The 24,865-nt window shown below is 68.4% G+C and carries 20 protein-coding genes and 1 pseudogene; 15 read left to right on the top strand and 6 right to left on the bottom strand.

Annotation, left to right across the window (positions count from 1 at the left end; translation table 11 throughout):
* Positions 1-530 (bottom strand): annotated as a pseudogene (locus ON43_RS25505) (hypothetical protein); the annotation flags it as partial.
* A 179-nt stretch (positions 531-709) separates the two neighbouring features.
* On the opposite strand from ON43_RS25505, the gene nadD reads away from it, so the two are divergent.
* The 5 genes from nadD to ON43_RS25480 are packed head-to-tail and all read left to right on the top strand — an operon-like array spanning position 710 to position 4,077.
* On the top strand, positions 710-1,342 hold the full coding sequence (gene nadD / locus ON43_RS25500) for a nicotinate-nucleotide adenylyltransferase (RefSeq protein WP_040811404.1): 633 nt from the start codon (positions 710-712) through the stop codon (positions 1,340-1,342).
* Between the two features lie 45 nt (positions 1,343-1,387).
* Positions 1,388-1,792 carry a ribosome silencing factor gene (gene rsfS / locus ON43_RS25495; RefSeq protein WP_040811402.1) on the top strand — a complete coding sequence of 135 codons (405 nt, stop codon included), beginning with the start codon at positions 1,388-1,390 and terminating at the stop codon, positions 1,790-1,792.
* 8 nt (positions 1,793-1,800) lie between these two features.
* Complete coding sequence (locus ON43_RS25490) at positions 1,801-2,451, top strand: histidine phosphatase family protein (RefSeq protein WP_040811458.1); 651 nt, start codon at positions 1,801-1,803, stop codon at positions 2,449-2,451.
* The gene (octT, locus tag ON43_RS25485) at positions 2,441-3,238 is read left to right on the top strand and encodes a diglucosylglycerate octanoyltransferase (protein WP_051179193.1); all 798 of its coding nucleotides are present in this window, start codon (positions 2,441-2,443) and stop codon (positions 3,236-3,238) included. Before ON43_RS25490 ends, octT begins: the two co-directional genes overlap by 11 nt.
* The gene (locus tag ON43_RS25480) at positions 3,235-4,077 is read left to right on the top strand and encodes a DegV family protein (RefSeq protein ID WP_040811399.1); all 843 of its coding nucleotides are present in this window, start codon (positions 3,235-3,237) and stop codon (positions 4,075-4,077) included. The genes octT and ON43_RS25480 overlap by 4 nt, the downstream gene beginning before the upstream one ends.
* Positions 4,078-4,091: 14 nt before the next feature.
* Here the strand turns inward: ON43_RS25480 and ON43_RS25475 are convergent, their stop codons facing one another.
* On the bottom strand, positions 4,092-5,738 hold the full coding sequence (locus ON43_RS25475; protein WP_157514185.1) for a hypothetical protein: 1,647 nt from the start codon (positions 5,736-5,738) through the stop codon (positions 4,092-4,094).
* Positions 5,739-5,954: 216 nt separating this feature from the next.
* Between ON43_RS25475 and ON43_RS25470 the strand changes: the two genes are divergently transcribed.
* The 3 genes from ON43_RS25470 (at position 5,955) to holA (ending at position 9,775) form a co-directional block, all read left to right on the top strand.
* A complete protein-coding gene (locus ON43_RS25470; protein WP_051179189.1) occupies positions 5,955-7,157 on the top strand; it encodes a ComEA family DNA-binding protein in 1,203 nt (400 codons plus the stop codon).
* 140 nt (positions 7,158-7,297) lie between these two features.
* Complete coding sequence (locus tag ON43_RS25465) at positions 7,298-8,791, top strand: ComEC/Rec2 family competence protein (RefSeq protein ID WP_167333459.1); 1,494 nt, start codon at positions 7,298-7,300, stop codon at positions 8,789-8,791.
* 9 nt (positions 8,792-8,800) lie between these two features.
* The gene (holA, locus tag ON43_RS25460) at positions 8,801-9,775 is read left to right on the top strand and encodes a DNA polymerase III subunit delta (RefSeq protein ID WP_040811398.1); all 975 of its coding nucleotides are present in this window, start codon (positions 8,801-8,803) and stop codon (positions 9,773-9,775) included.
* Positions 9,776-9,830: 55 nt separating this feature from the next.
* Here holA and ON43_RS25455 read toward each other — a convergent pair whose 3' ends face one another.
* Both ON43_RS25455 and rpsT read right to left on the bottom strand, forming a co-directional pair.
* Positions 9,831-10,577, bottom strand: a complete 747-nt coding sequence (locus ON43_RS25455; protein WP_051179185.1) for an LGFP repeat-containing protein — start codon at positions 10,575-10,577, stop codon at positions 9,831-9,833.
* A gap of 170 nt (positions 10,578-10,747) precedes the next feature.
* Positions 10,748-11,011 (bottom strand): 30S ribosomal protein S20, encoded by a 264-nt coding sequence (gene rpsT, locus ON43_RS25450; protein WP_033086444.1) that lies wholly within the window; start codon positions 11,009-11,011, stop codon positions 10,748-10,750.
* Between the two features lie 384 nt (positions 11,012-11,395).
* Between rpsT and ON43_RS25445 the strand changes: the two genes are divergently transcribed.
* The 4 genes from ON43_RS25445 to ON43_RS25430 all read left to right on the top strand — a co-directional run bounded on the left by ON43_RS25445 (position 11,396) and on the right by ON43_RS25430 (position 15,633).
* On the top strand, positions 11,396-12,898 hold the full coding sequence (locus ON43_RS25445) for a circularly permuted type 2 ATP-grasp protein (protein WP_245568740.1): 1,503 nt from the start codon (positions 11,396-11,398) through the stop codon (positions 12,896-12,898).
* 66 nt (positions 12,899-12,964) lie between these two features.
* A complete protein-coding gene (locus tag ON43_RS25440) occupies positions 12,965-13,936 on the top strand; it encodes an alpha-E domain-containing protein (protein ID WP_040811394.1) in 972 nt (323 codons plus the stop codon).
* Positions 13,933-14,775: a transglutaminase family protein gene (locus ON43_RS25435; RefSeq protein ID WP_083913710.1), complete on the top strand. Its 843-nt coding sequence runs from the start codon at positions 13,933-13,935 to the stop codon at positions 14,773-14,775. The genes ON43_RS25440 and ON43_RS25435 overlap by 4 nt, the downstream gene beginning before the upstream one ends.
* A gap of 78 nt (positions 14,776-14,853) precedes the next feature.
* A complete protein-coding gene (locus ON43_RS25430) occupies positions 14,854-15,633 on the top strand; it encodes an aquaporin (protein ID WP_040811391.1) in 780 nt (259 codons plus the stop codon).
* A gap of 7 nt (positions 15,634-15,640) precedes the next feature.
* Here ON43_RS25430 and ON43_RS25425 read toward each other — a convergent pair whose 3' ends face one another.
* Entirely contained in the window at positions 15,641-16,222 is a 582-nt protein-coding gene (locus ON43_RS25425; RefSeq protein WP_040811389.1) for a type II toxin-antitoxin system PemK/MazF family toxin, read from the bottom strand.
* Between the two features lie 156 nt (positions 16,223-16,378).
* Between ON43_RS25425 and lepA the strand changes: the two genes are divergently transcribed.
* The 3 genes from lepA (at position 16,379) to ON43_RS25410 (ending at position 22,640) form a co-directional block, all read left to right on the top strand.
* Positions 16,379-18,229, top strand: coding sequence for a translation elongation factor 4 (gene lepA / locus ON43_RS25420; protein WP_040811388.1), 1,851 nt, complete (start codon positions 16,379-16,381; stop codon positions 18,227-18,229).
* Positions 18,230-18,636: 407 nt separating this feature from the next.
* Positions 18,637-20,829, top strand: a complete 2,193-nt coding sequence (locus ON43_RS42785; protein ID WP_157514184.1) for a hypothetical protein — start codon at positions 18,637-18,639, stop codon at positions 20,827-20,829.
* A complete protein-coding gene (locus ON43_RS25410) occupies positions 20,826-22,640 on the top strand; it encodes a P-loop NTPase family protein (protein ID WP_051179181.1) in 1,815 nt (604 codons plus the stop codon). Before ON43_RS42785 ends, ON43_RS25410 begins: the two co-directional genes overlap by 4 nt.
* 106 nt (positions 22,641-22,746) lie before the next feature.
* On the opposite strand, the gene ON43_RS25405 is transcribed toward ON43_RS25410, so the two are convergent.
* Positions 22,747-24,681, bottom strand: coding sequence for a glycoside hydrolase family 15 protein (locus tag ON43_RS25405; RefSeq protein WP_040811441.1), 1,935 nt, complete (start codon positions 24,679-24,681; stop codon positions 22,747-22,749).
* Positions 24,682-24,865 lie beyond the last annotated feature (184 nt).

Here is a 24,865-nt window from a genome sequence, read left to right as displayed (position 1 = left end):
GAACCCTGGTTGAACACCTGGTTGTTCCAGGTGACACCCAGACTGCTCAGATCACCCGACAATCGTCCGCCATCGCTGAACAGCTGGGGCAGACCGGTTCCGGTGCCGGTCTGCGGATCCGTGGGATTGGTCGCGGTCGCGAAATCGACGCCGTAGAACCGCACCGGCGTGGTGACCCGCCCCGACTGCGCGTTCCCCGCGCCATCGAAGGCGGCGGCGGGCTGCGGCTGGTAGCTGCCGCTGACCAGCCCGCCATCGGTGCCCGCCGACAGCGGAGTCACCGTCTGATCGCTGCACCGGGAGTCGCTGTTCTGGAGGAAGGGGCCGTTCGCGTCGCCGGTCGGCAGGATCATGCGGAAGAAGCTTCCGGTCACCACACCGTTCGCGCACACTCCGGGTGCGAGCGCGAACAATCCATTGAGGGCGGCCGGTTCCGCGTGCGCGCTCGGCGCGGCGAAGGTGGACACACCGAGTGCGGATACACCGATCGCGGCCAGCGCCGCGGCAAACCGATAAGAATGTCGTCCCATGACGAGTTCCCTTGATTGATTCGACTGCTGCGGGTCTGCGGATCTCCAACAGCACACCCATGGCAACTCGAGTCCGGGAGAAAGTCCCGACTTGTGGTCAGCCTGATCGCAACACCGCCGACCCCGCTCGGCCCGCCGGTGCGCGGCCGATGCAATAGCCCCCGGTAAGCTCGCTTTTCGTGCATAAGAACGGCCGCCGCAAGCTGGGCGTGATGGGCGGCACCTTCGACCCCATCCACCACGGGCACCTGGTCGCGGCCAGTGAGGTCGCGAATCGGTTCGATCTGGACGAAGTGATCTTCGTGCCCACCGGGCAGCCGTGGCAGAAGGGCGATCGGGCGGTCAGCGCGGCCGAGGACCGGTATCTGATGACGGTCATCGCGACCGCGTCCAATCCGCGGTTCTCGGTGAGCCGGGTGGATGTCGATCGGGGCAAGGAGACCTACACCGTCGACACCCTGCGTGACCTGGCCGAACAGCATCCCGACGCGGACCTGTACTTCATCACCGGTGCGGACGCGCTGGCCAGCATCCTGACATGGCAGGATTGGTCGGAACTGTTCGAGCTGGCGAAATTCGTCGGCGTGACCCGTCCGGGGTACGAATTGAATATCGACCATCTCGCCGACTTCCTCCGCGGTTATCCGGAGGGCACGGTCACGATGATCGAGATTCCGGCCCTGGCCATCTCGTCGAGCGAATGCCGGCGGCGGGCGGGGGAGGGTCGCCCGGTGTGGTATCTCGTCCCGGACGGGGTCGTCCAATACATATCGAAACGGCACCTGTACGTGTCGCAAGACAGTGCATCGTGAAAACAGACAGTGCAACCGTGAACGTGCGCAGGAAGAGGTAGCAGGGTGACAGCATCGGCAGAAGCGGTCAAGATGGCGACGGTGGCCGCACTGGCCGCCGACGAGAAGTTGGCCGCCGACGTGGTCGTGCTCGACGTGTCCGAGCAGCTGGTCATCACCGACTGCTTCGTCATCGCGTCCGCGCCCAACGAGCGCCAGGTCAACGCGATCGTCGACAATATCGAGGACAAGCTGCGCGAGGCCGGATTCAAGCCGGTCCGCCGCGAGGGCACGCGCGAGGGGCGCTGGGCGCTGCTCGACTACGTCGAGATCGTGATCCACGTCCAGCACGAGGACGAGCGCGACTTCTACGGCCTCGAGCGGCTGTGGAAGGACTGCCCGCAGGTGCCGATCGAGGGCCTCGGGGATCCGCGCGAGGGTAAGGCAGAGGAAGAGGGCGGGGACGAGTAGTGAGCAAGATGGCCGGCGTCCGCCGGTTGATTCTGCTGCGGCACGGGCAAACCGAATGGAATGCCGGCGACCGCATGCAGGGCCAGATCGACACCGAACTCTCTGATGTCGGCAGACGCCAGGCCAAGGACTGCGCGCCCGAGATGGCGTGCGCCGACCTGATCCACATCGTCTCCTCCGACCTCAAGCGCGCCCACGACACCGCGCTCGCCGTCGCCGAATGCGCGGCCATGCCGGTCGTCACCGATTCCCGTCTGCGCGAGACCAACCTCGGCGACTGGGAGGGCATGAACCACCTCGAGGTCGATGCCCAGTACCCCGGCGCCCGCAAGGCGTGGCGGCTGGACCCGACCTTCACCCCGCCCAATGGCGAATCCAAGCTGCAGGTCGGCGCGCGGGCGCTGCCCGTGGTCCAGGAACTGCTCGTCGAGCGCGAGGACTGGCCCGGCCGCACCATCGTGCTGGTCGCGCACGGCGGGCTGATCGCGGCGCTGACCGCGGCCCTGCTCGAGCTGCCCGACGCGTCCTGGCCGGCGCTGGGCGGGCTGGCCAACACCAGCTGGGTGCAGCTGACCAGCCACGGTCCGAGCATTGAACGGCCCGGCTGGCGGCTGGATGTGTGGAACGCGCTCGCGAAGGTTGCGCCCGATGTCCTCTGAGGATTCGACCGCCGCACCGGCGTCGAAGGATGCGGCCACGCCGGCGTCGGAGCATGCGGCCGAGCGCAAGGTGCTCGTGGTCGTCGCGGACTCGCTGTCCTACTTCGGCCCCAAGGGCGGGCTGCCCGCCGACCATCCCCGCATCTGGCCGAATCTCGTTGCGGCCGAACTGGACTGGGATGTCGAACTGGTCGCCCGCATCGGCTGGACCTGCCGCGACGCCTACTGGGCGCTGATCGGCGATCCGCGCATCTGGGCGGCGGTGCCGCGCGCGGGCGCGGTGGTGTTCGCGACCGGCGGCATGGATTCGCTGCCCTCGCCGCTGCCGACCGCGCTGCGCGAGCTGATTCGCTACGTGCGACCGGCCGCCGTGCGCCGCCGGGTGCGTGACGCCTACACCTGGCTGCAGCCCAAGCTGTCCCCGCTGGGGTGGCCGGTGGCGCTGCCGCCGGCGGTGAGCGTGGATTACCTGGAGCAGTCGCGGAATTCGCTGGCGCAGTTGCGGCCCGAGCTGCCGTTCGTGGCGGTGCTGCCGTCGGTGCACCAGTGCGAGGCCTACGCCAAGGTGCACAGCGGGCGCGAACCCATGGTCAAGGCCGTGACGGCCTGGGCCGGGGAGCATTCGGTGCCGCTGGTGGATCTCGGAGAGGCCGTGCGCGACAACGTGTTCAACGGTCCCGCCAATCCGGACGGCATCCATTGGGGTTGGGAGGGCCACACCGCGGTCGCCCGTGCCATGGTGAAGGTGTTGACCGAAGCGACAGCGGAAAAGGCTCCTACTGCATGACCGTGGTGGTGGTGACCGATTCGTCGGCCAGTCTGCCGGCCGACCTCACGGCTGATCTTGGTGTACTCGCCGTGCCCCTGCACGTCCTGGTCGACGATCGGGAAATCCGGGAGGGCCTGGACGAGTGCGATATCGACTACGGCAACTCGCAGGTCACCACCTCGGCCGCCTCGCCGGGTGACCTGCGGGCCGTCTACGAGCGGGCGCTGGAACTCAGCGACGGCGACGGCGTTGTCGCCGTGCATATTTCGCGGCAGCTGTCGGGTACCTGGGAGGCCGGGCGGCAGGCGGTGCGCGATATGGACGCCGGAAACCGGATCCGCCTGGTGGATTCGCTCAGCGCCGGGCTGGGGACCGGGCTGCCGGTGCTGGCCGCGGCGCGGCGCGCCAAGTCGGGGGAGTCGCTCGACGTCGTCTACGACTCGGCGGTGGCGGCCGCCAGCCGGGGTCGTGCGTTCATCGTGGTCAACCGCACCGAGCAGCTGCGCCGCGGCGGCCGATTGAGCACGGCCGCCGCGTTCTTCGGCACCGAGTTGGTCACCAAGCCGATCCTGCAGATCGTGGACGGCCGCCTGGAACTGCGGGAGAAGGCTCGGACGCGGTCCAAGGCCTTCACCAAACTCGTTGCCGCCGCGGTGGATGCGGCCGGTGAGGACGGCGCGGCGATCGCCGTCCAGCACCTCGGCGCCGAGGAGGCCGCCAACACCATCGCCGGTCAGCTGCGCGATCTGATCCCCGGCATTCGCGAGGTCATCATCGCCGAGTTCGGTCCCACGCTGGGTGTGCACCTGGGCATGGGAGCCGTCGGCGCGCTGGTGGTTCCCGGCGGCTGCGGCTAGCCCGATCCTCGCGGCTAGCGCGGACCCTGCTGTCCCTGCCGATTGGCCAGTTCGTCGACGAAAACCTTGGCGCACTGGGCCAATTGGGCCGGGGTCAGCGCCGCGATGTCCTTACCGCAGTCGGCATTGGCCGGGCCCTGCGGCTGCGTGCCCGGCACCGTGTCATCCAGCTTCACCAGCTGCGTCGGGACGGTGCGGCTGGCGCTGATATCGATCCGGTAGGCCACCCGGCCGTTGAATTCCACGAAGCCGCGCCAGGTATCACCGTCGACCGGAGTGAATTCGACGAGCTTGCCGCCGTTGGACATGACCGTGCCCGCATTGCTGGCCAGCCAGGAGTGGGCGTCGGCGTCCAGATTGTCGATATTGATGCGGCGCGGGTCGGTGTCGTCGAGCGCGTAGACCGACTCGTGGTTCAGGTTGGCGCGGTGCACCTCGTCGGCCGGGGTGATCGAATAAGCCACGAACAGCTGAGAGGTGCTGCCGCGCAAGGTCATCGGCGTCACCCACTGCAGGCGGCCGGTGGTCTTGTCGCGCAGCAGGTACTCGGAGATATTGCCGGTCTGGGCCTCCGAATTCGCCGGATCGAAGCCGAAGTGGTTGCGGTTCATGTTCTCCCGGCCCGCCACCCACTTGGTCTGCTGACGCTGCAAGGCCGCGAGCGACTTCGGGTATACCGGGCCGGGCAGGGTTCCGGCGGCCACGTCGGTCAGGTAGTCGAGCTTCACGTGCCCGTGATCGCCGCGCACGGTGATGACGCCCGCCGGGGCGGTGACGGTGCCGTGCGTCCACGGCATCGGCATGGTGACCGGGATGACCACGATCGGCTCCTTGCCGTCGCAGTAGCCCCAGACATCGCTCATGTCGTAGCCGATCAGCGGAAAGCGTTCGCGTAGCAGGTTGGGCAGGCTGTTGTGGCGGGAGCCGCCGAAGGCGCGGTCGATGCCGTAATCGCCGGAGAACGTGCACTGCGTGGCATTGCCCTGCCCCGACCAGGTGGCCACACCGCCCAGCGGGACATTGATGCCGGTGCCGTCCAGCACGCCGCTCCAGGCGCCGGAGGTGTCACCCTTGGCGTTCAGGTAGGTGATGGTCTCGGTGCGCAGACTCACCGCCTGCTGAGCCCCCGTCGCGCGGGTCAGCGCGATCCGCGCGCCATCCAGTGAACCGACCCGCGGCTCCCACCCCGCCGTGGACAGATCCGCGCGCTGAATGCAGCCGAACACATCGTGATCGCCCTTGATGGCACAGCCGTCGGTATCGCGATGGCCCCCGTCGGCCAGCAGATGCACCGAGGCCGGAACCTGTTTCGTGTCATGGACATACACGGTGGTCGCCCCCGCGTAGAACCGGCCGACATTCTTGTCCTCATTGACGACGTACACGCCCACCATGACCACCGAAGCGATCAGCAGCAGCCCCGAAATCGTGGCCAACACCGGCTGCGGATCCAGATCGGAGTCGACCAGAAACACGACCGTCGCGACGGCGAATGCATAGACCAGCAACCACCATGCTCCAGCCCCATGCTGAATCACATTGAAATACCAGGCTCGAACGCCGTTCTGCCGCCCGAACCCCGGTGCGAGCACGGCCCAGAACAGCCAATACAACCCGATCAGCCCCGGTGGCACCGCCCAGAGCGCGAGTATCCATCCCACCCGATACATCCCAACCCCCGTCTCCCCGTGGCCGATTCGCACCGCCGGCGACTGATTCTCACTGTAACCCCGGCACCCCAGTCGACCCCACCCGTTTTCCAACCCTCCAACCAGCGCAAATACGTTTATCCACAGCGCAATCCGCTATCCACAGCCACCCGAAAACCCCTGGTCGCGCGAGCCGCACGGTAGGTCACCCCTCCTACCGTCATCCCCATGCCCCAACTCGACGAACGCACCCCACTCCACCGCCTCAACGCCACCCCGCGCTCGGAACGCCGGTCCGGCCGTGCCGAAGCCGCCTCCACCCCGGCCGAATCCGCGTCGTCCTCAGCGCAACCGGCCTCCGGCTCTTCGCATCCCGCCCGCTGGGACGAGGATTCCCTCGACCATCTGATCGACCCACCCTGCCCTGCCGAGGATCGGTATGGTGCGGACCGTGACACGGGCGGATTCGCAGCGCCCGCTTGGCTGTCCGAGCCCTGCGGCAGCATCTCCGTGTGGCACGAACGGCTGGTCCCCGAACGCTTCCGTGGCACCCGCTGGGACCCGGGCCCGCGCGGCGTCCTCGTCATCGCCGCCCTCGGCCTCTTCGCCCTGCTCCTCGCGGGCTACGTCTCCCTGCGCGAACGGCCCGAATCCCTGCCGGTCCCGCCCATCGCCTCACTCACCGAACCCGCTCCCGCTGAGGGGGATTCGCCGCCTTTCGACGGCCCCACCGCGTCTGCCGGCGCCGATGCACCCGGCGGCTCGGGCGCTGCTGTGGGCCCGGGCGCGCCGGTCGGCGGCGGCACGTCTGCGCAGGTTGCTCCGCCTGCGCCAGGTGGGAGCCGGCCGCTCGCCACCGGGCCGACCGCCGCGCCTCAGCCGGGGCGAAACCCGGTTGCTCCCACGGTGATCGCCGCGCCAGGCGGACCCGCGGTGGCCGCGACGCCCGGCGAGGTGGTTGTCAGCGTGGTTGGGCTGGTGGAGCACGGTGGGCTGCGGCGGTTTCCGGTCGGGGCTCGGGTGGCGGATGCGCTTCGCGCGGCGGCACCGCGTCCGGAGGCCGACCTGTCTGCGCTCAACCTGGCTCAGCCCCTCACCGACGGTGACCAGATCATCGTGGCGCGCACTGCAACCCGGCCCACCGGCCAACAGACAGGCACCACGATCGTGAACTCGGCCCATCCGGTGGGGAATTCGCCGCCCCCGACGTCGGGGTCACCGAGATCCACCGGCGCTGCCGCCAAGGTGAATCTCAATACCGCCACCGAAGCTGAGCTCGACACGCTTCCGGGCGTCGGACCCGTTACGGCCAAAGCCATCCTGACCTGGCGCTCCCGCCACGGCCGCTTCACCTCCGTCGATCAGCTCGCCGAGATCGAGGGGATTGGCCACGCCCGCCTCAACCGCCTTCGAGAGCGGGTGACGATATGACCGCCGAAGGTCCTGACTCCGGGGGCACCTCCGCCGAGTCGACCGCTTCCAAGGGCGCTGTCTCCGCAGCCAGTGTCCGCAATGGTGCTGCCACCAGCGACATCGGTGCCGATGACCGTGGATTACTCGAGGTGCCTGAGGTGCTGGATGCACGGCTGGTGCCTGCTGCCGTGTTCTGCTGGGGCGCAACTATTGCCGCGCTGGTGATTGGGTGGGTCGCCGGGGTTGGTGTGGCGGTCGCGTGTCTGCTGGTGAGCATGTGCGTTGCGGCAGTGGTGGTTCGCGGGGCGCGGCGGGGACGGCGGAGCGGGGTGGCCTGGATCGTTCTGGGGGCCTTGTTGATTGGAGGTGGGTTCGGGCTGGCGGGGGCCTGGCATGCGCATCGAGTGCAGACGCATCCGTTGCAGGGGGTGCGGGCGGGGCAGCGGGTGGTTGCGGTGGTGGAGGTCAGTGATGATCCGAAGCGGGTGTCTGCGAGGGCATTCGGGGGGCCGAAGGTGATGATGCGGGCCGCATTGGTCGAATATCGGCTGGGCGGCAGGATCATTCGGGCCGGTGGGTCGGTGATGGTGATGGCTCCGGAGGGCGGGTGGCGCACTCTGCTGCCCGGTCAGCGCGTGGAATTTCGTGCGCGCGTTGCCCGTCCGTGGCGTTCCGACCTGACGGTGGCGGTGCTGCGGGCCGATGGCGTGCCCATGTCGGTCGGCGATCCGCCGTGGTGGCAGCGCGTGGCCGGGCAGGTGCGCGGCGACTTCGCCGCTTCTGCCCACGCCGCGCTGTCCGACGATGCCGCGGGCCTGCTGCCCGGTCTGGTCATCGGCGACACCTCGGCGCTCAGCGAGCACGTCCGGGAGAACTTCCGCGAAACCGATCTCACCCACCTCACGGCCGTAAGTGGTGCGAACGTGACGATTCTGCTTGGAGCGGTACTGGTCTCGATGCGAACGCTGACCGTCGGCCCCCGGGTAGGCGCGGCGGCCGCAGGCGCGGCGCTTATCATGTTCGTGATCCTGGCCCGCCCCTCCCCGAGCGTCCTCCGCGCCGCCGTCATGGGAGCCGTCGCCCTCCTGGCCCTCTGCACCGGCCGCCGCAAACAGGCCCTACCCGCCCTGTGCACCGCGATCATCGCCCTGCTGGCCTGGTCTCCCGGCCTCGCCGTGGACGCGGGTTTCGCACTGTCGGTCCTGGCCACAGCGGGCCTGATAATCATCGCCCCGGGCTGGTCGGATTGGCTTCGCGCACACGGCTGGTGGCGAATCCCCGCCGATGCCTTCGCGGTGGCGGCCGCCGCCTTCGTGGTCACCACCCCGCTGGTCATCGCCATGACCGGTCACCTCAGCCTGCTCGCCATAGCGGTGAACATGCTGGTCGAACCGGTCATCGCCCCCATCACCATCCTCGGCGCGACCGGAGCCCTGCTCGCCTGCCTCTGGTCCCCACTGGCGACCCTGACCCTGCACTGCACCTCACCACCCCTGTGGTGGCTGCTGACCGTCTCCGATCGAGCCGCCGCCCTGGGCGCCTCGATCACGCTGCCGACCGGACCGCGCTCGGGTCTGATCGCTGCGGTGGTGTGCGGCCTGCTGCTGGTCGCCCTGTACCCGCGACCCGGTCCTGTCGGAGGGGGCTCGTAGGATCGGGGCGTGAATCAGCGACTTGCGCCATTGCATCTTGTGCTCGGTGAAGAGGAATTGCTGATCGAGCGGGCGGTGGCGGGGATTACCGCGCAGGCGCGGTCGACGACGCCCGATCCTGATGCGTTGCCGGTGGATCGGTTGCGGGCCGGGGATGCGAGCACGTCGGAGTTGGCGGAGCTGCTGAGTCCCTCGCTGTTCGCCGAGGATCGGGTGATCGTGCTGGAGTCCGCGGCCGAGGCGGGCAAGGACGCGGTGGCGGTGATCCAGGATGCGGCTTCCGCGCCGCCGGATGGCGTCGTGCTGGTGGTGCTGCACACCGGCGGTGGCCGCGCGAAGGCGCTCGCGCCCGCGCTGCAGAAGCTCGGGGCGGTGGTGCACAACTGTGCGAAGCTGACCAAGGCGGGCGAGCGAATCGAATTCGTGCGCAATGAGTTTCGGGCCGCCAATGTCAAGGTGTCGGCGGACGTGGTGCAGGCGATGATCGAGGCGATCGGCTCCGACCTGCGGGAATTGGCCGCCGCCAGTTCACAGTTGGCGGCCGATACCGGCGGCAAGGTCGATCTCGCGGCGGTGCGGCAGTACTACTCGGGCAAGGCCGAGGTGACCGGGTTCGATGTGGCCGATCTGGCGGTGTCGGGGGACCGGCCCGCGGCCATGGAGGCCATGCGGTGGGCCATCGACCGCGGCGTTCCGGCCGTGCTGCTGGCCGACGCGCTGGCGGATTCGGTGCACACCATCGCCCGGGTCGGGTCGGCCGGACGCGGGGACCCGTTCAAGATGGCCGGGGATCTGGGCATGCCGCCGTGGAAGGTGAAGAAGGCGCAGGGCCAGGCGCGCGGCTGGACCGGCGCGTCGATCGGCGCGGCGCTGCAGGTGGTGGCGTCGCTGAACGCCGACGTCAAAGGCCAGGCCGCGGACGCGAATTACGCTCTCGAGCACGCGCTCTCGCGCATTCTGGACCTGCGCGAGAGCGCCTCGTAGAGCTGATTACCTCGTAGAGCTGGCCATCCAACCAGCTCTATCCGGATAGGGCCGTTTACTCAGGCTTCCAGACGACCTTGCCGCCCTGGAAGTCCTGGGCCTTGCCGCCCTGGTAGTCGTACTCGTCGCCGGTCGGGTACCCGTAGCGCCCGTTCTGCGCGCCATTGCGCACCCACTCGTCGCGGATCGCGCCCCACACGATGTGGGTGCCGGTCTTCTGCGTCGAGTAGATGGCCCCGCCCTCGAACAGCTGCTCGTGGGTGGTGGTGCTGTTGGTCTTGTTCTCATCGGCGATGGGGAAGCCCAGCGGGCTCGACTCCCAGCCGACCGAGGAGTACTTGTCGCGGATCACGCCGCTGATCACATGCGTGCCCGAACCCACCGACCAGTAGATCGATCCGCCCTGGAAATGCTGGAAGCGACCGGGCTTCGAGGTCTGCCCCTCATCGGTGACCGGGTACTTCAGCGTGCCGCCCTCGGAGCCGGTGCCCCGCCACTTGTCGCGGATCGAGCCGCCGATGGCGTGCGCGTCGGTGGCCGGGGTCCAGTAGATGGACACATTGTTGGCGAAGTCCTGCTTCTTGCCGCCGCCCGCCGCGTCGGTCTCCGGCGTGGTCGGATCACCGAAGAAATCCGGCCCGCCCGCGGCGTCGTACTCGACCTCGATCGCACCGCCCACCTCGAACGGTCCGATGGGTCGCGCGGTTGCCACCCCCATGCCCGCGGTCAGCGCGACCGTGGCCACGCTGAGCGCCAGCGTGCCCCGGGTCCAGGAACGATTGTCACGACGTAGCGATGCCAAGAGAACACTCCCAGTGCAGATTTCCGATAGCCCCCGAACAGTTCGCAGCCATCCTGCTGCGAACCGCGCCCGAGGGCAAGTCCGCCGCTCCGGGTACGACAAAAGCCGCCGTGGTCATCGTGGCCACGGCGGCTGTGTAAAGCATGAATCCGGTTGTAACCCGGGAAAAATCAGCCGAGCTTGTTGAAAGCCAGCGACAGCGCCGACTTCTTGTTGGCGGCCTGGTTGGCGTGGATGACGCCCTTCGAGGCGGCCTTGTCCAGGCTCTTGCTCGCGGACTGCATCAGCTCGAGCGCCTTGTCCTTCTCGCCCGCCGCGGCGGCCTCGCGGAACTTGCGGATCGAGGTGCGCAGCGCGGACTTCACCGACTGGTTACGCTGACGCGCAAGCTCGTTGGTGCGGATCCGCTTCATCTGGGACTTGATGTTGGCCACGCCGGTTTCCTCGTGTTCCTTCGTTTGGTGTGTATGCGGGATGCAATGTCGTTTGGCAGAGCAAAGTCTTCGGGCGCGCACTACGAGAGGGGCAGTTGCAGCACCGACCGTCGAGGTTACCAGGCAACGCACCGAGGTATGAAATCGGGCCTATCCGCTACGTGCCCGAAACCAGAAATTTATCGCGGTCCAACTGCGTGTTGCCCCTGCGTGATGGACTATTTTTTCATGACCCCCGCCGCTCCGGGTCTCTCGAAGGCAGACAGATCCACCGCATCGGCCCCCACTGTCCCCAACCCTGCCGGAATCGATCGCGCGAAACCGGATAAATCAGGCGTGTTCGCTGGGTATCAGGCCGGTCGGTATGACCGGGCCTACGACGAGATGTTCGACCCCGCGGGCCGCCCCCGTGCCCCCTACCGGGGCATCTTCAACGCCCTCGCGACCATCGACGCCCAGGATCTGGCCGCCCGCGCCGAGGCGCTGGCCCGCGCCTTCGTCGATCAGGGCATCACCTTCTCACTGTCCGGGCAGGAACGCCCCTTTCCGTTGGACCTGGTCCCCCGGGTGATAGCCGCAACGGAGTGGACCAAACTCGAGCGCGGCATCAAACAGCGGGTGCGCGCGCTGGAGGCCTTCCTCGCCGACGTCTACGGCGAGCAGACCATCCTGCGCGACCGGGTGATCCCCAAGCGCCTGGTCACCTCCTGCGACCACTTCCACCGCGAGGCCGCCGGCCTGGTGCCGCCCAACGGGGTGCGCATCCACGTGGCCGGTATCGATCTGGTGCGTGATGAGCACGGGGATTTCCGTGTGCTGGAAGACAATCTGCGCTCGCCCTCGGGTGTGTCCTACGTCATGGAGAACCGCCGCACCATGGCGCGGGTGTTCCCGGACCTGTTCGCCTCGCACCGGGTGCGCGCTGTCGGCGACTATCCGACCCATCTGCTGCGCGCCCTCAGGGCCGCCGCCGCGCCCAACGAGGCCGACCCGACCGTGGTGGTCCTCACCCCCGGCGTCTACAACTCCGCCTACTTCGAGCATTCCCTGCTGGCCCGGCAGATGGGCGTGGAACTGGTCGAGGGCCGGGACCTGTTCTGCCGCGACAACGTCGTCTACATGCGCACCACCGCGGGGGAGCGGCAGGTGGACGTCATCTACCGGCGCATCGACGACACCTTCCTCGATCCCATGCAGTTCCGGCCGGACTCCATGCTCGGGGTCGCCGGGATCCTGAACGCGGCCCGCGCGGGCACGGTGGTGCTGGCCAACGCGGTCGGCAACGGCGTCGGCGACGACAAGCTCGTCTATACCTATGTGCCCGCCTTCATCGAGTACTACCTGGGCGAGAAGCCGATCCTGCCCAACGTGGACTCCTACCGCTGCTGGGAGCCCGCCGAGCGCGACGAGGTGCTCGACCGGGTGGCCGAACTGGTGATCAAGCCGGTCGAGGGATCGGGCGGGTACGGCATCGTGATCGGCCCGGCGGCCAGCCAGCGCGAGCTGGAGTCGACCCGGCGCAAGGTGCGGGCCAATCCGCGCGGCTGGATCGCGCAACCGGTGGTGCAGCTGTCCACGGTGCCCAGCAAGATCGACGGCCGGCTCGCGCCCAGGCATGTGGACCTGCGGCCCTTCGCGGTCAATGACGGCGATGACATCTTCGTGCTGCCCGGCGGTCTGACCCGGGTGGCGCTGCCCGCGAACTCGCTGGTGGTGAATTCCAGCCAGGGCGGCGGGAGCAAGGACACCTGGGTGCTGTCCCCGAGAACCTCGGTGGCGGAACGGGAATTGGCGGGCTCGGAGCTGGTCGGCGAACTGCAGATCGCTCCCGAGCGCGACCAGTCCCGCGAAGCCTCCGCCACCCGGACCAATCAGCAACAACAGTAAACAATTTCGAGAAACATCAGCAGCAATGGCGCTCGGCAGGTGGTTACAGCGTTAGGTGGTCGAATCATGTTGGCGCGCAATGCCGAATCCCTGTTCTGGATCGGCCGATATGTCGAGCGTGCCGAATACACGGCGCGCATTCTGGATGTGGCCGTGCATCAGTTACTCGAGGACGCGACGGTCGATCCGGATCGGACCTCGCGGGTGCTGCTGCGGGTATTGGGCATCGAAGCGCCCGAGCCGGAACAGGATTGGGATGTCTGGTCGGTCACCGAGGTGGTGGCCTTCGGCCGCGACGGCGGCTCGATCGTCGATTCCATCAGTCGCGCCCGCGAGAATGCCCGGGGCGCAAGGGAAGTCACCTCCACCGAAATGTGGGAGTGCCTCAATGCCACCTACAACGGTTTGGCGGCCGCCGAGCGGGCGGCGCGGGCGCTGGGGCCGCACGAATTCTGCCACTACATCACCGACCGGGCCGCCATGTTCGTCGGACTCTCCGATTCCACCCTGAGCCGTGACGACGGATATCGATTCCTGCTGCTCGGCAGATCCATCGAACGCGTGGATATGACTGTGCGCCTGTTGCATTCACGCGCCGGTGATCGCACTTCCTCACCGGCGTGGGTGACGGTCTTGCGGTCGGCCGGAGCCCACGATCCCTATCTGCGCACCCATCGCGGCGTGCTTGACGCCAATCAGATCGCCGAATTCATTCTGCTGGACCGGCTTTTCCCGCGTTCGGTCTTCCATTCGCTGCGCATGGCCGAGACCTGCCTGCAGGAATTGGATCAGCGACCCAACAGCCGATTCGCCGCCCGGCACGAGGCGCACCGCCTGCTCGGGCGGGCGCGCAGCGAACTCGAGTTCATCCCGCCGCCGGACCTGCTCGAGGAGCTGCCCAGCCGCCTGCTGTGGCTGCAGCAGACCTGCCGCGAGGTGGGGGAGGCCGTGGCGCTGCAGTACTTCCACGCCGAATCGTGGGTGGCATGGACCGGTCTGCACGGCCGCAACTCCGTGCGAGTGGAGGAGTTGGCATGAGCTGGCGCATGCGGGTGGTCCATACGACCGGATATGTTTACGACGCGCCGGTGATGCGGTCGTTCAACGAGGCCCGGCTCACGCCGCGCGCCGACAGCAGGCAGAACGTGATCCTCAATCGCGTCGACACCGTGCCCTCCACCCGGTCCTACCGGTACATCGACTACTGGGGGACGGCGGTGACCGCCTTCGATTTGCACGCCCCGCACACCGAATTGGAGGTCACCAGCGCGTCGGTGGTCGAGACCGAGCCCTTCGCCGGACCCGCCGAGGAGCTGTCCTGGGAAGAGCTACGCGACGACGCCGTCGCCGACCGCTTCGACGAACTGCTGAACCCCACCTCGTATGTCCCGCGCGAACGGCGGCTGGGCCCGGTGTCGCGGCAGCTGTCGCGCGGCGTACCGCCCGCGAAAGCGGTTGTCCGCGCGGCGGAATGGGTGCACCGCGAGATGAACTACCTGGCCGGCACCACCTCGGTGCACACCTCGGCGGTGGAGGCGTTCGCCGAACGCCAAGGCGTGTGCCAGGACTACGCGCACCTGACCCTGCTGCTGTTGCGCGGCATGGGGATTCCCAGCCGCTACGTCTCCGGCTACCTGCATCCCGATCCCGCCGCCGAGGTGGGCGACACCGTGGCGGGGCAGATGCACGCCTGGGTGGAGGCCTGGACCGGCCAGTGGTGGGGCTACGACCCGACCAACAACATCCCCGTGACGGAGCAACACGTATCAGTCGGTGTCGGACGTGATTACGCGGATGTGCCCCCTTTGAAAGGTATCTTCAGCGGGAGCGGCTCGACCGATCTCGAGGTCGTGGTGGAGATAACGCGCCTGGCCTGAGCATTCGTTCGGATGGACACCGTCGGCTCGCGCCGCTTGCTCTGTCGGTGCGGTATCCATGCAAGCGGAAGGTAGCCGATGTCCCCCACAGCTCAGGAAGTCGCCGAGGATCTCACCGATCTGCAACCGCCCAGCCTGGGGCGCAAGGTATTCGCCGAGGCACTGGGCACCTTCGTGCTGGTCCTGGGCGGTGTCGGCACCGCGGTGCTGGCGGGCAGCCGGGTCGGCGCGCTCGGCGTGGCCCTGGCCTTCGGCCTCACCCTGCTGTTCCTGGTGTACTCGATCGGCCCGATCTCCGGCTGCCACGTCAACCCCGCGGTCACCGTCGGCCAGCTGCTGCTGGGCCGGGTGAACCTCGTGGTGGCGGCGGCCTACTGGATCGCCCAGATCATCGGCGGCCTGGCCGCGGGCGCGGTCATCTACGCCATCGCCAAGAACCTGCCCTCCTACGACCGCGCCAAAGACGGTCTGGGAGCGAACGGTTGGGGCGCGCACAGCCCCTCCAAGCTGACGCTCGGCGAGATCACCATCAACGGCTACGGCCTCGCCGCCGCCATCACCGTCGAGGTCCTCCTCACCGCCCTACTGGTCTTCGTAGTCCTGGCCTCCACCGACCAGCTCTCCGACATCCCCCTCGCGGGCCTCTCGATCGGCTTGACCCTCACCGTGATCCACCTGATCTCGATCCCGGTCGACAACACCTCGGTCAACCCCGCCCGCAGCCTCGCGGTCGCCTTCTACCAGGATGGCGCCCCCGCCCAGCTCTGGGTCTTCCTCGTCTTCCCGCTGATCGGCGGCGTCCTCGGCTCCCTGGTCTACGGCATGCTCTTCGGCCGTTCGCGGAACATGGTGAGCTGAAAAAGGCCTAGTGCCAGTGGTATTCGGCGCAGAGCCGATGTGCCACCTTGTCGAAGGTTTTGCGCGGCAGGATCGCGCCCTCGCGGCGGATGCCCATCTCGGGTACGTCGAGGACGCGATCCAATCGCACCCAGCTGTCGCGGCCGGCGCTGTCCCACGCGCCGGAGCCGATGCCTACCCAGTTGTCGTGGTGGGCGTGGTCGGCGTTGGAGGAGAGCATCAGGCCGAGGAGGGTTTTGCCGTCGCGGCCGACGACCAAAACCGGGCGGTCCTTGCCGTTGTTCGGGTCCTCCTCGTAGGGGACCCAGGTCCAGACGATCTCGCCCGGATCGGCGCGGCCGTCGAGTTGCGGGCTGTAGACGATTTGGCGCGCGCGTTCGTGGGAGGGGACACCCGCCGAGGAGGTGGGGCGGACCGAGACGCCGGGGCCTTGGCGCGGCGTACCCATCGCCCGCAGGGCGCGGTCCCACATCGTGGACTGTCGCACCTTGCCGATCAACTTCGGGGCCTGGTTGGTCACGAGCTGGGTCCCCTGCTCTTTGGCCACGATCCCCAACTGCTTCCCCAGAGCGTTCCACCTGCCAGCCATGTCCGGCAGCCTAACGGCGGACCGGCGGAATCTCATCCGCACCGGATTCGCCTGCGCCGATGGGTCGTTCGCGCCTGAGGAGCGCCCGGGCGAGGACATCCGGTCCAGCACCGTAGACTTGCTGGTTGACATGCCGCTGTTTCGCCATGCCGAGGAGTGACTCCGATTAGCAGCTTCGCCGACAAGACGTTCACCGATCCCGCCCGGATCAGGAACTTCTGCATCATCGCGCACATCGACCACGGGAAATCGACCCTGGCCGACCGCATGCTGCAACTCACCGGTGTGGTCGAGGAGCGTGCCATGCGCGCCCAGTACCTGGACCGCATGGATATCGAGCGTGAACGCGGCATCACCATCAAGGCCCAGAACGTGCGGCTGCCGTGGAACGTCGACGGGGAGGACTACGTCCTGCACCTGATCGACACCCCCGGCCACGTCGACTTCACCTACGAGGTGTCGCGCGCGCTCGAGGCCTGTGAGGGCGCGATCCTGCTGGTCGACGCCGCGCAGGGCATCGAGGCGCAGACCCTGGCCAACCTGTACCTGGCCATGGAGCGCGATCTCACCATCATCCCGGTGCTCAACAAGATCGACCTCCCGGCCGCGGACCCGGACCGCTACGCCGCCGAGCTCGCCCACATCGTGGGCTGCGAGCCCGAGGACGTGCTGCGGGTGTCGGGCAAGACCGGCGTCGGCGTGCCCGAGCTGCTGAACAAGGTGATCGCGGAGATCCCGTCGCCGGTCGGCGACGCCGACGCGCCCGCGCGTGCGCTGATCTTCGACTCGGTCTACGACACCTACCGCGGCGTCGTCACCTACGTGCGTGTGGTGGACGGCAAGCTCACCCCGCGCCAGAAGATCAAGATGATGTCCACCGGCGCGACCCACGAACTGCTGGAGATCGGCATCGTCTCGCCCGAACCCAAGCCCACCCAGGGCCTCGGCGTCGGCGAGGTGGGCTACCTCATCACCGGTGTGAAGGACGTCCGCCAGTCCAAGGTCGGTGACACCGTCACCTCCGCGCGCGACGGCGCGACCCAGGCGCTGGCCGGCTACCAGGAACCGCGGCCGATGGTCTACTCCGGTCTGTACCCGGTCGACGGCTCCGACTACCCGGATCTGCGTGACGCGCTGGACAAGCTGCAGCTCAACGATGCCGCGCTGACCTACGTCCCGGAGACCTCGGTAGCGCTGGGCTTCGGATTCCGTTGCGGCTTCCTGGGTCTGCTGCACATGGAGATCACCCGCGAGCGGTTGCAGCGCGAGTTCGGCCTGGACCTGATCTCCACCGCGCCCAACGTGATCTACCGCGTGGTCATGGAGGACGGCAGCGAGCACGTCGTCACCAACCCGTCGTTCTGGCCCGAGGGCAAGTCGCGTGAGATCTACGAGCCGATCACCAAGTGCACCGTGATCGCGCCCAGCGAATTCGTCGGCACCATCATGGAGCTGTGCCAGTCCCGCCGCGGTGAGCTGCTCGGCATGGACTACCTGTCCGAGACCCGCGTGGAGATGCGGTACACGCTGCCCATGGCGGAGATCATCTTCGACTTCTTCGACTCGCTGAAGTCGCGCACCCGCGGCTACGCCTCGCTCGACTACGAGGAGGCCGGCGAGCAGCAGGCCGACCTGGTCAAGGTGGACATCCTGCTGCAGGGCGAGGCGGTCGACGCCTTCTCGGCCATCGTGCACAAGGACGCCGCCCAGGCCTACGGCCACAAGATGACCACCAAGCTGCGCGAGCTCATCCCGCGGCAGCAGTTCGAGGTGCCGATCCAGGCGGCCATCGGCTCGAAGGTCATTGCGCGCGAGAACATTCGGGCGATCCGCAAGGACGTGCTCGCCAAGTGCTACGGCGGTGACATCAGCCGTAAGCGCAAGCTGCTCGAGAAGCAGAAGGAAGGCAAGAAGCGCATGAAGACGATCGGCCGCGTCGACGTGCCGCAGGAAGCCTTCGTCGCCGCGCTGTCCACGGACTCGTCCGCGGACAGCAAGAAGAAATAGAGCCCAGCTCTGAATACTCCCGTGCCCCGCTGCCTGTCGGCAGCGGGGCACGGTGCTGGATGGGGTGGGTTGCTCGGGACGAGTGGGGTGGGTGCTCGCACGCGGGGCGCAGCAACGCTCCTCACCCCTGATCTCGTGCCCCGCTGTCTATCGACAGCGGGGCATGAGTGCATCTAGAGTTCGGAAATTGTCGTCGCGCCGGTCAGGCGTGAGGTTCGGTATGCAGGCGGAAAATGGGGCTTCCGTCCAGGTATGCAGGGTGACAAGCTATGTGACGCACCGCTGTGCACACCGCTGCCGACCTGGTGGATGTGACAGACCGGTTATCCGGAAATAGGGTGTGGAACGAGTTCGGTTCGGTGGTCCCCCGCGCGGCGGATCGCCGGAGCCCTGAGAGCGGAGCCCAGATGACGCGTGATCTGCCCTTCGACGACGCCTCCGACGCCGATGACAACGGCGGGGACGCCGCCTACAACATTGCCAACGGTGTCGCGCGCGTGGCCAGGGCAGGCGCCTACGTCACCGGCGGCGCGCTGATCGCCGCGGGCGGCAGCCGCGGCGGCACCCCGGCCATCGACCACGACTCCAAGAATGTGGGCTGGTCCGAGGTCAACGACCCGCAGCCCGAGCTGCCCAGCCCGACCATCACCTTCCCGGATCTGACTCCGGATTCGCTGCCCCCGCACCACGGCCCGGCCCCCGTCTCGCCGGTGCACGCGCCCTTCGCGCACCTCGACGAGGTTCATCGCGGCACCGACGCCGGGTTCTCGCCGATGTCGTTCGAGTCGATCCCGCAGCAGCCCGAGTCCTCGAACTCCGGTTTCCACGGCCTCGGTCTGCCCGAGGCCGGGACCGGTGTGAGCGGTCTGCCCACCTACGGCCCGCACCCCGGGTTCGGTCTGCCGCTGGAGGAGAACAACCGGCCCGCCGAGGAGACCCCGGCCGAGCCGCATCTGCCCGCCTCCGATCAGCAGCCGACCTTCGGCCTGCCCGGTCTCGGCGGCACCGACGGCTTCCACCTACCCGGCGCCGCCAACGGTTTTCAGCTACCCGGCGCGTCCAACGGTTTCCACCTGCCCGATATGACCGGCGCGCACATCGCGCCCGCCCCGGGCCCCGTGCCCGACCACCACGGCGGCGCCTTCGACGGCGTCGGCGGTGCGGGCGGGCAGGGCACCGGCCTGTTCATCGGCACCGATTGGTCCGTCGACGCGCACGTCGGCCTGGACGGCGCGTGGTTCCACTCGAATCTGAAGGTCGACGTCGGCGTCGGCCAGGTCGGGCATCAGCTCGACGCCTTCGGTCAGCAACTGGGACAGGGCATTTCGCACATTCCCACGAACACCTCGCTGCCCAACGGCGGCGGCCAGCCCAGTCTGCCGGGCGCCTCGACGCCCAACAACATGGGCACACCGTTCAAGGGACAGAACACTTCCGGCGCTCCCGCCGCCAGTCCGACTGTGCCGGGCGCGAATTCGCCGCTGGCCTCGTCCGTCGCGCCGAGTCCGGTTGCCGCGCAACCCGCTCCGCTGTCGCTCGGCACTCCCGCGCCGACGGCTCCGGCCGCACCCGCGGCCTTCACCCCCGCGCCGACGCCCGTTGCCGCACCCGCGCCGGTCGCCCCCGTGGCCCCGGTCGCCGTCGCCCCCGTGGCCCCGGTCGCGGTCGCGCCGGTGGCCGTCGCCCAGCCGGTGACGGTCACGCCGCTGCAGACCACCATTCAGCCCGATGCCGCCAGCCAGCCGATCGCGAATCTGCTCTCGACCCACGCCGGCCCGTCGCCGCTGACCGCGCCCGCCGCCGTCGCGCCCGCCCTGTTCGACCACGGCAAGCAGCCGGTGCTGGCCAGCGGTGAGCCGACCGCGCCCCACCATCCGACCACCGTGGTGGACAAGTCCGTGCCGGTCACCCCCGCGCCGACGCCCGCGCCGCACGTGAGCACCCCGGCCAAGATCGATCCGGTGCCCGGGCTCACCACCGCGCCCACCATCCCGACCAAGATCCCCGGCCTGGACACCGATATCACCAAGCCGGGCAGCACCGCGCTGACCACGCCCGCCACGCCGCCGTCCAACACCGGCAAGGACGACGTCACCACCAAGCCGGCCAAGCCGAGTGACGACACCGGAACCCACGGCGGCACAACGACTCCGGTCACCGTGCCGAGCGACGACGTGCTGCCGACCCATCAGCCGACCGTCACCACTCCGGCGCATCCGACCCCGGACGTGTCCGTCCCGACGACGGTGCCGACCGTTCCGGATGCGACCACGCACCAGCCCACCGTGTCGGTCGCGCCCGCGCCGACCACCACCCAGGCCCCGGCCCCGACCGTGCATCCGCTCACCACGCCGCCACACGTCGACGTGCAGACGCCGGTGAAACCCATAGCGGACCAATACGATTCGGGTGACCTCTACGCGCAGCCGGTCGTGGCCGACTCCGGTGCGCACGCGCTGGGCCTGCACGATTCGGGCCTGGTGCACGATTCGGGCCTGTACACCGGCCTGGTGCCCGATGCCACGTTCACCGACGCCGCCCTCGTCGACCACCACCACTCCCCGGCGCAGGATCCGGGCTATCCCATGCTGCTGCTGTGAGCGCCGCTGATCATCAGGTTGCGGTGAAGAATCCCGATGCGCTGGGCCCGCTGGTCGAGCTGGTCGATCGACTGCTCGAACTGACGCACGCCTCCGGCCGGGTGGATCTGTCCGGACGCCTCGGCATCGCCCGGGCGCGCCTGACCGATCCCCGGGTGCGGCTGGTCGTGGTCGGCGAGTCCAAGAGCGGCATGAGCACGCTGGTCAACAGCCTGGTCGGGGCCGAGGTGAGCGCCACCGAGGGCCGCCCGGGCGTGCCGGTGATCGCCGAGTACGGGCCGCAGGCCAGTGCCACGCTGGTATCGATGGGTCCGGGCGGCAGCGCCAAGCGCACCGCCGTGGATCCGCGTGCGGCACTGGCGGAATTGGCCTCCGGCGAGGTGATCCGCGCCGAGTTCTCGCAGCCCAGTCCCTTGCTGGCGGAGGGCTTCGTGGTGCTCGACGCGCCCGGCTCGCCCGCCGACACCCCGTCCACCTGGTCGCTCATCGCCGCCGCGGACGCGGTGCTCTACGTCGCCGACGCGCGGGCCCCGTTCACCCCGGCGCAGATCGAGCAGCTGCAGCGCATCCACCAGGTGTGCCCGACGGTGGTCTGCGTACTCAACAAGATCGACCAGTATCCGCAGTGGCCGGAGGTGCAGCAGCACGACCGCAAGCTGCTCGACGACGCCGGGCTGGCCTTCGCCGTCGCCCCGGCCTCGGCCCGGTTGCACGGGCACGCCGCACAGTCCGGGGATCAGCAGCTGGATCTGGAATCCGGTGTGCCGCAACTGCTCGACCACCTGCGCTCGCATGTGCTGGGCCGCGCCGACGCGGTGGCCGTGGAGGCCGCGGTGCGCGATATCCGGCTCATCACCGACCATCTCGCGCTGGCGCTGCGCAGTGAGGCCGAGACGCTGCGGGATCCGCGCCGCCTCACCGTCATCACCGAACAGCTGCGCCGCACCCGCGAGGAGGCCGAGCAGCTGCGCCAGCGCACCGCCAACTGGCAGGTGACCCTGGCCGACGGCGCGGGCGAACTGATGGCCGATACCGAACACGATCTGCGGCACCGGCTGCGCAGCCTCATCCGCGACGCCGAGACCGACATCATGAAGGGCGATCCGGCCAAGGGCTGGGCCGACTTCGGCGCGGACCTGGACGCCAAGATCTGCGAGGCGGTCGAGGAGAACTTCGTCATCGCGCACTACCGCTCGGTGGAACTGGCCGAGCAGGTGGCGGCGAAATTCCCCGAGAGCGGCATTCCCACACCGGATCTCAAGCTCGACAACCCCGGCGATGTCGGCGCGGTGCTGGAACCGGTGGCCGCGCTGGACAAGTTGGACAGCGCCAAACACGGTGTCACCCAGCAGATCCTGACCGCCCTGCGTGGCTCCTACGGCGGCCTGCTCATGGTCGGCTTGATCACCAGCCTGCTGCACATGTCGCTGGTGAACTGGTATTCCGGTGGTGCGGCCGTGCTGCTGGGTGTGAACGCACTGTGGGACGACCGCAAGGCCCGCCGCCAGCGCCGCCAGGCCGAGGCCAAGGTCGCCGTGGCCCGGCTCATGGACGATGTGATCTTCCAGGTGAGCAAGGAGTCCCGCTACCGCCTGCGCGCGGTGCAGCGCAGCCTGCGCGATCACTTCACCGAGATCGCCACGGCCACACTGCGTTCGGTGGACGCCTCGCTGCGGGCCGCCGAGGAGGCGGCGACCGTGCACTCGGGTGCGGGCCGCGAGGCGCGGCTCACCGAGATCGAGCGCTCGCTGGTGCGGTTGCGCGAGATCCGCGAGCACGCCGACGCGATCGGCGAAAACCCCTCGTACTGACCGCCCCCGTCATTCCGGCGCGTTTTTGGCCGGAATCCACGCTGTTGCTGTGGATCCCGGCCAAAAGCATGCCGGGATGACGGGGTTGGTGTGCGGGATGACGGGGTCAGCGTCCCGGGTGGGCCGGATGGAAGGTGCCGGTATTGCGCGATTCCTCGGCCCTGATCACGTGCATGACGGCATTGATCAACGCCAGGTGGGTGAACGCCTGCGGGAAGTTGCCCAGGTGCCGTCCGGTCCGCGAGTCGATCTCCTCCGCGTACAGCTTGAGCGGGCTGGCATATCCGAGCAGCCGCTCGCACAGCTGCCGGGCGCGTTGCAGCTCACCGATTTCCACCAGTGCCGACACCAGCCAGAACGAGCAGATGGTGAACGAGCCCTCCTCGCCCATCAGGCCGTCGTCGGTGGTGTCGGTGCGGTAGCGCAGGACCAGGCCGTTCTCGGTGAGGTCGTCGGCGATGGCCAGAACCGTGGCCCGCACCCGGTGATCGGTGGGCGGCAGGAAGCGGGTCAGCACCACCAGCAACAGTGAGGCATCCAGGGTGTCGCTGCCGTAGCTCTGCGTGAACACGCCCTCGGAGTTGACACCGTTGTCCAGGATGTCGGCGCGGATCTCGTCGGCGATGTCGTGCCACTTCTTGGCGTAGTCGAGTTCCCCGTGCAGCTCGGCCAATTTCGCGCCGCGATCCAGCGCCACCCAGCACATGACCTTGGACGAGGTGAAGTGCTGCGGCTCGCCGCGCACCTCCCAGATGCCGCGATCCGGGTTGCGCCAGTTCTCGATCGCCGCCTCCACCTGCCGTTCCAGCATGGGCCACAACGTCTCCGGCACCTGCTGACGCGACTTCACGTGCAGGTAAACCGAATCCAGGATGGTGCCCCAGATGTCGTGCTGCTCCTGGTTGTAAGCGCCGTTGCCGATGCGCACCGGCTGCGCGCCGTCGTAGCCGTAGAGGTGAGTGAGCTCGGATTCGGTGATCTCACGTTCGCCGCCGATGCCGTAGAGGACCTGCAGCGAAACGGGAGTCCCGTTGTCATCGGTGGCGACATCGTGCAGGAAGGCGAAGAAGTCGTCGGCCTCACGGTCCAGCCCGAGGGTATAGAGGCCCCACAGCGCGAAGCTGGAGTCGCGCACCCAGGTGTAGCGGTAGTCCCAGTTGCGTTCGCCGCCGGGGGTTTCCGGCAGTGAGGTGGTGGCCGCGGCCAGCAGCGCGCCGGTGGGCGCGTAGGTGAGGCCCTTCAACGTCAAGGCGCTGCGCTGCAGATACCCGCGCCACGGATGATCCGGGAAGCGCCCCAGCGTGACCCACTGCCGCCAGCACTCGGTGGTCTGCCACATCTTCTCCGCCGCCTCGTCGAAGGTGCGCGGCGGCGGCAGATCCGACCAGGACAGCGCGACGAAGACCTCGTCGCCCTCCTTCATGCGGGTGCGGGCGCGCGCCTCCCGGCCCTCCAGGCCCAGTCGCAGATTGGTGGTGAGGGTCAGCGGCGGGCAGCCCTCGATATCGCAAGTGGCACTGGCCTGTTCGTACACATCGCCGCTGTAGGTCCAGCTGGCCGGGCCGCGGTGGTAGTCGAAGGCGGGCTCGCAGCTCATCTCCAGCTCGACCACACCGTTCACGCACTTCACCGTGCGCAGCAGGATGTGCTCGGCGTCCCAGTCCATCGGGGTGCGCTTGTGGGTGCGGCTGCGGGATCGGTTGTTGTGCCACGGCCCCAGCACCAGGGCGTCGCGCACGATGAGCCACCCGGTCTCGGTCTGCCAGGTGGTCTCCACGATCAGCCCGCCGGGCAGATACCGGCGCGCGGCGGGCACATTGCGGCCGTAGGGGCCGATGCGGAAGTGCCCGGCGCTGCGGTCCAGCATGGCCCCGAAGATGCTGGCGGAGTCCGGGCGCGGGACGCACATCCACTCCACCGAGCCGTTGCGGGCGATGAGGCAGTTGGTCTCGCAGTCGGACAGGAAGGCGTAGTCGTCGATGGGGGGAAACACCGAGTGATGCATGCCACCCGTCGCGGAGGGCAGGAAGTTGTCGGCCATCGAGGGGTCCGAGGGCAACAGCGGGTCGCGCGGGGCGTCCACCTGGGAAGGATCATTGAAATCGGCGGCGGGCGTGACGCCGAGCTCACTGCCTAGCGGCCGGTCCGAGGATTCCGGTTCGTCGTACGACTCCATTCACACATGATCGGCCCGGATAGCCCGAATCGTCCACCACCGCTACGTC

Origin of the sequence: Nocardia concava NBRC 100430, assembly GCF_000308815.1 — a bacterium.
Classification (GTDB): domain Bacteria; phylum Actinomycetota; class Actinomycetes; order Mycobacteriales; family Mycobacteriaceae; genus Nocardia; species Nocardia concava.
This window is presented reverse-complemented; position numbering and strand designations above follow the sequence as displayed.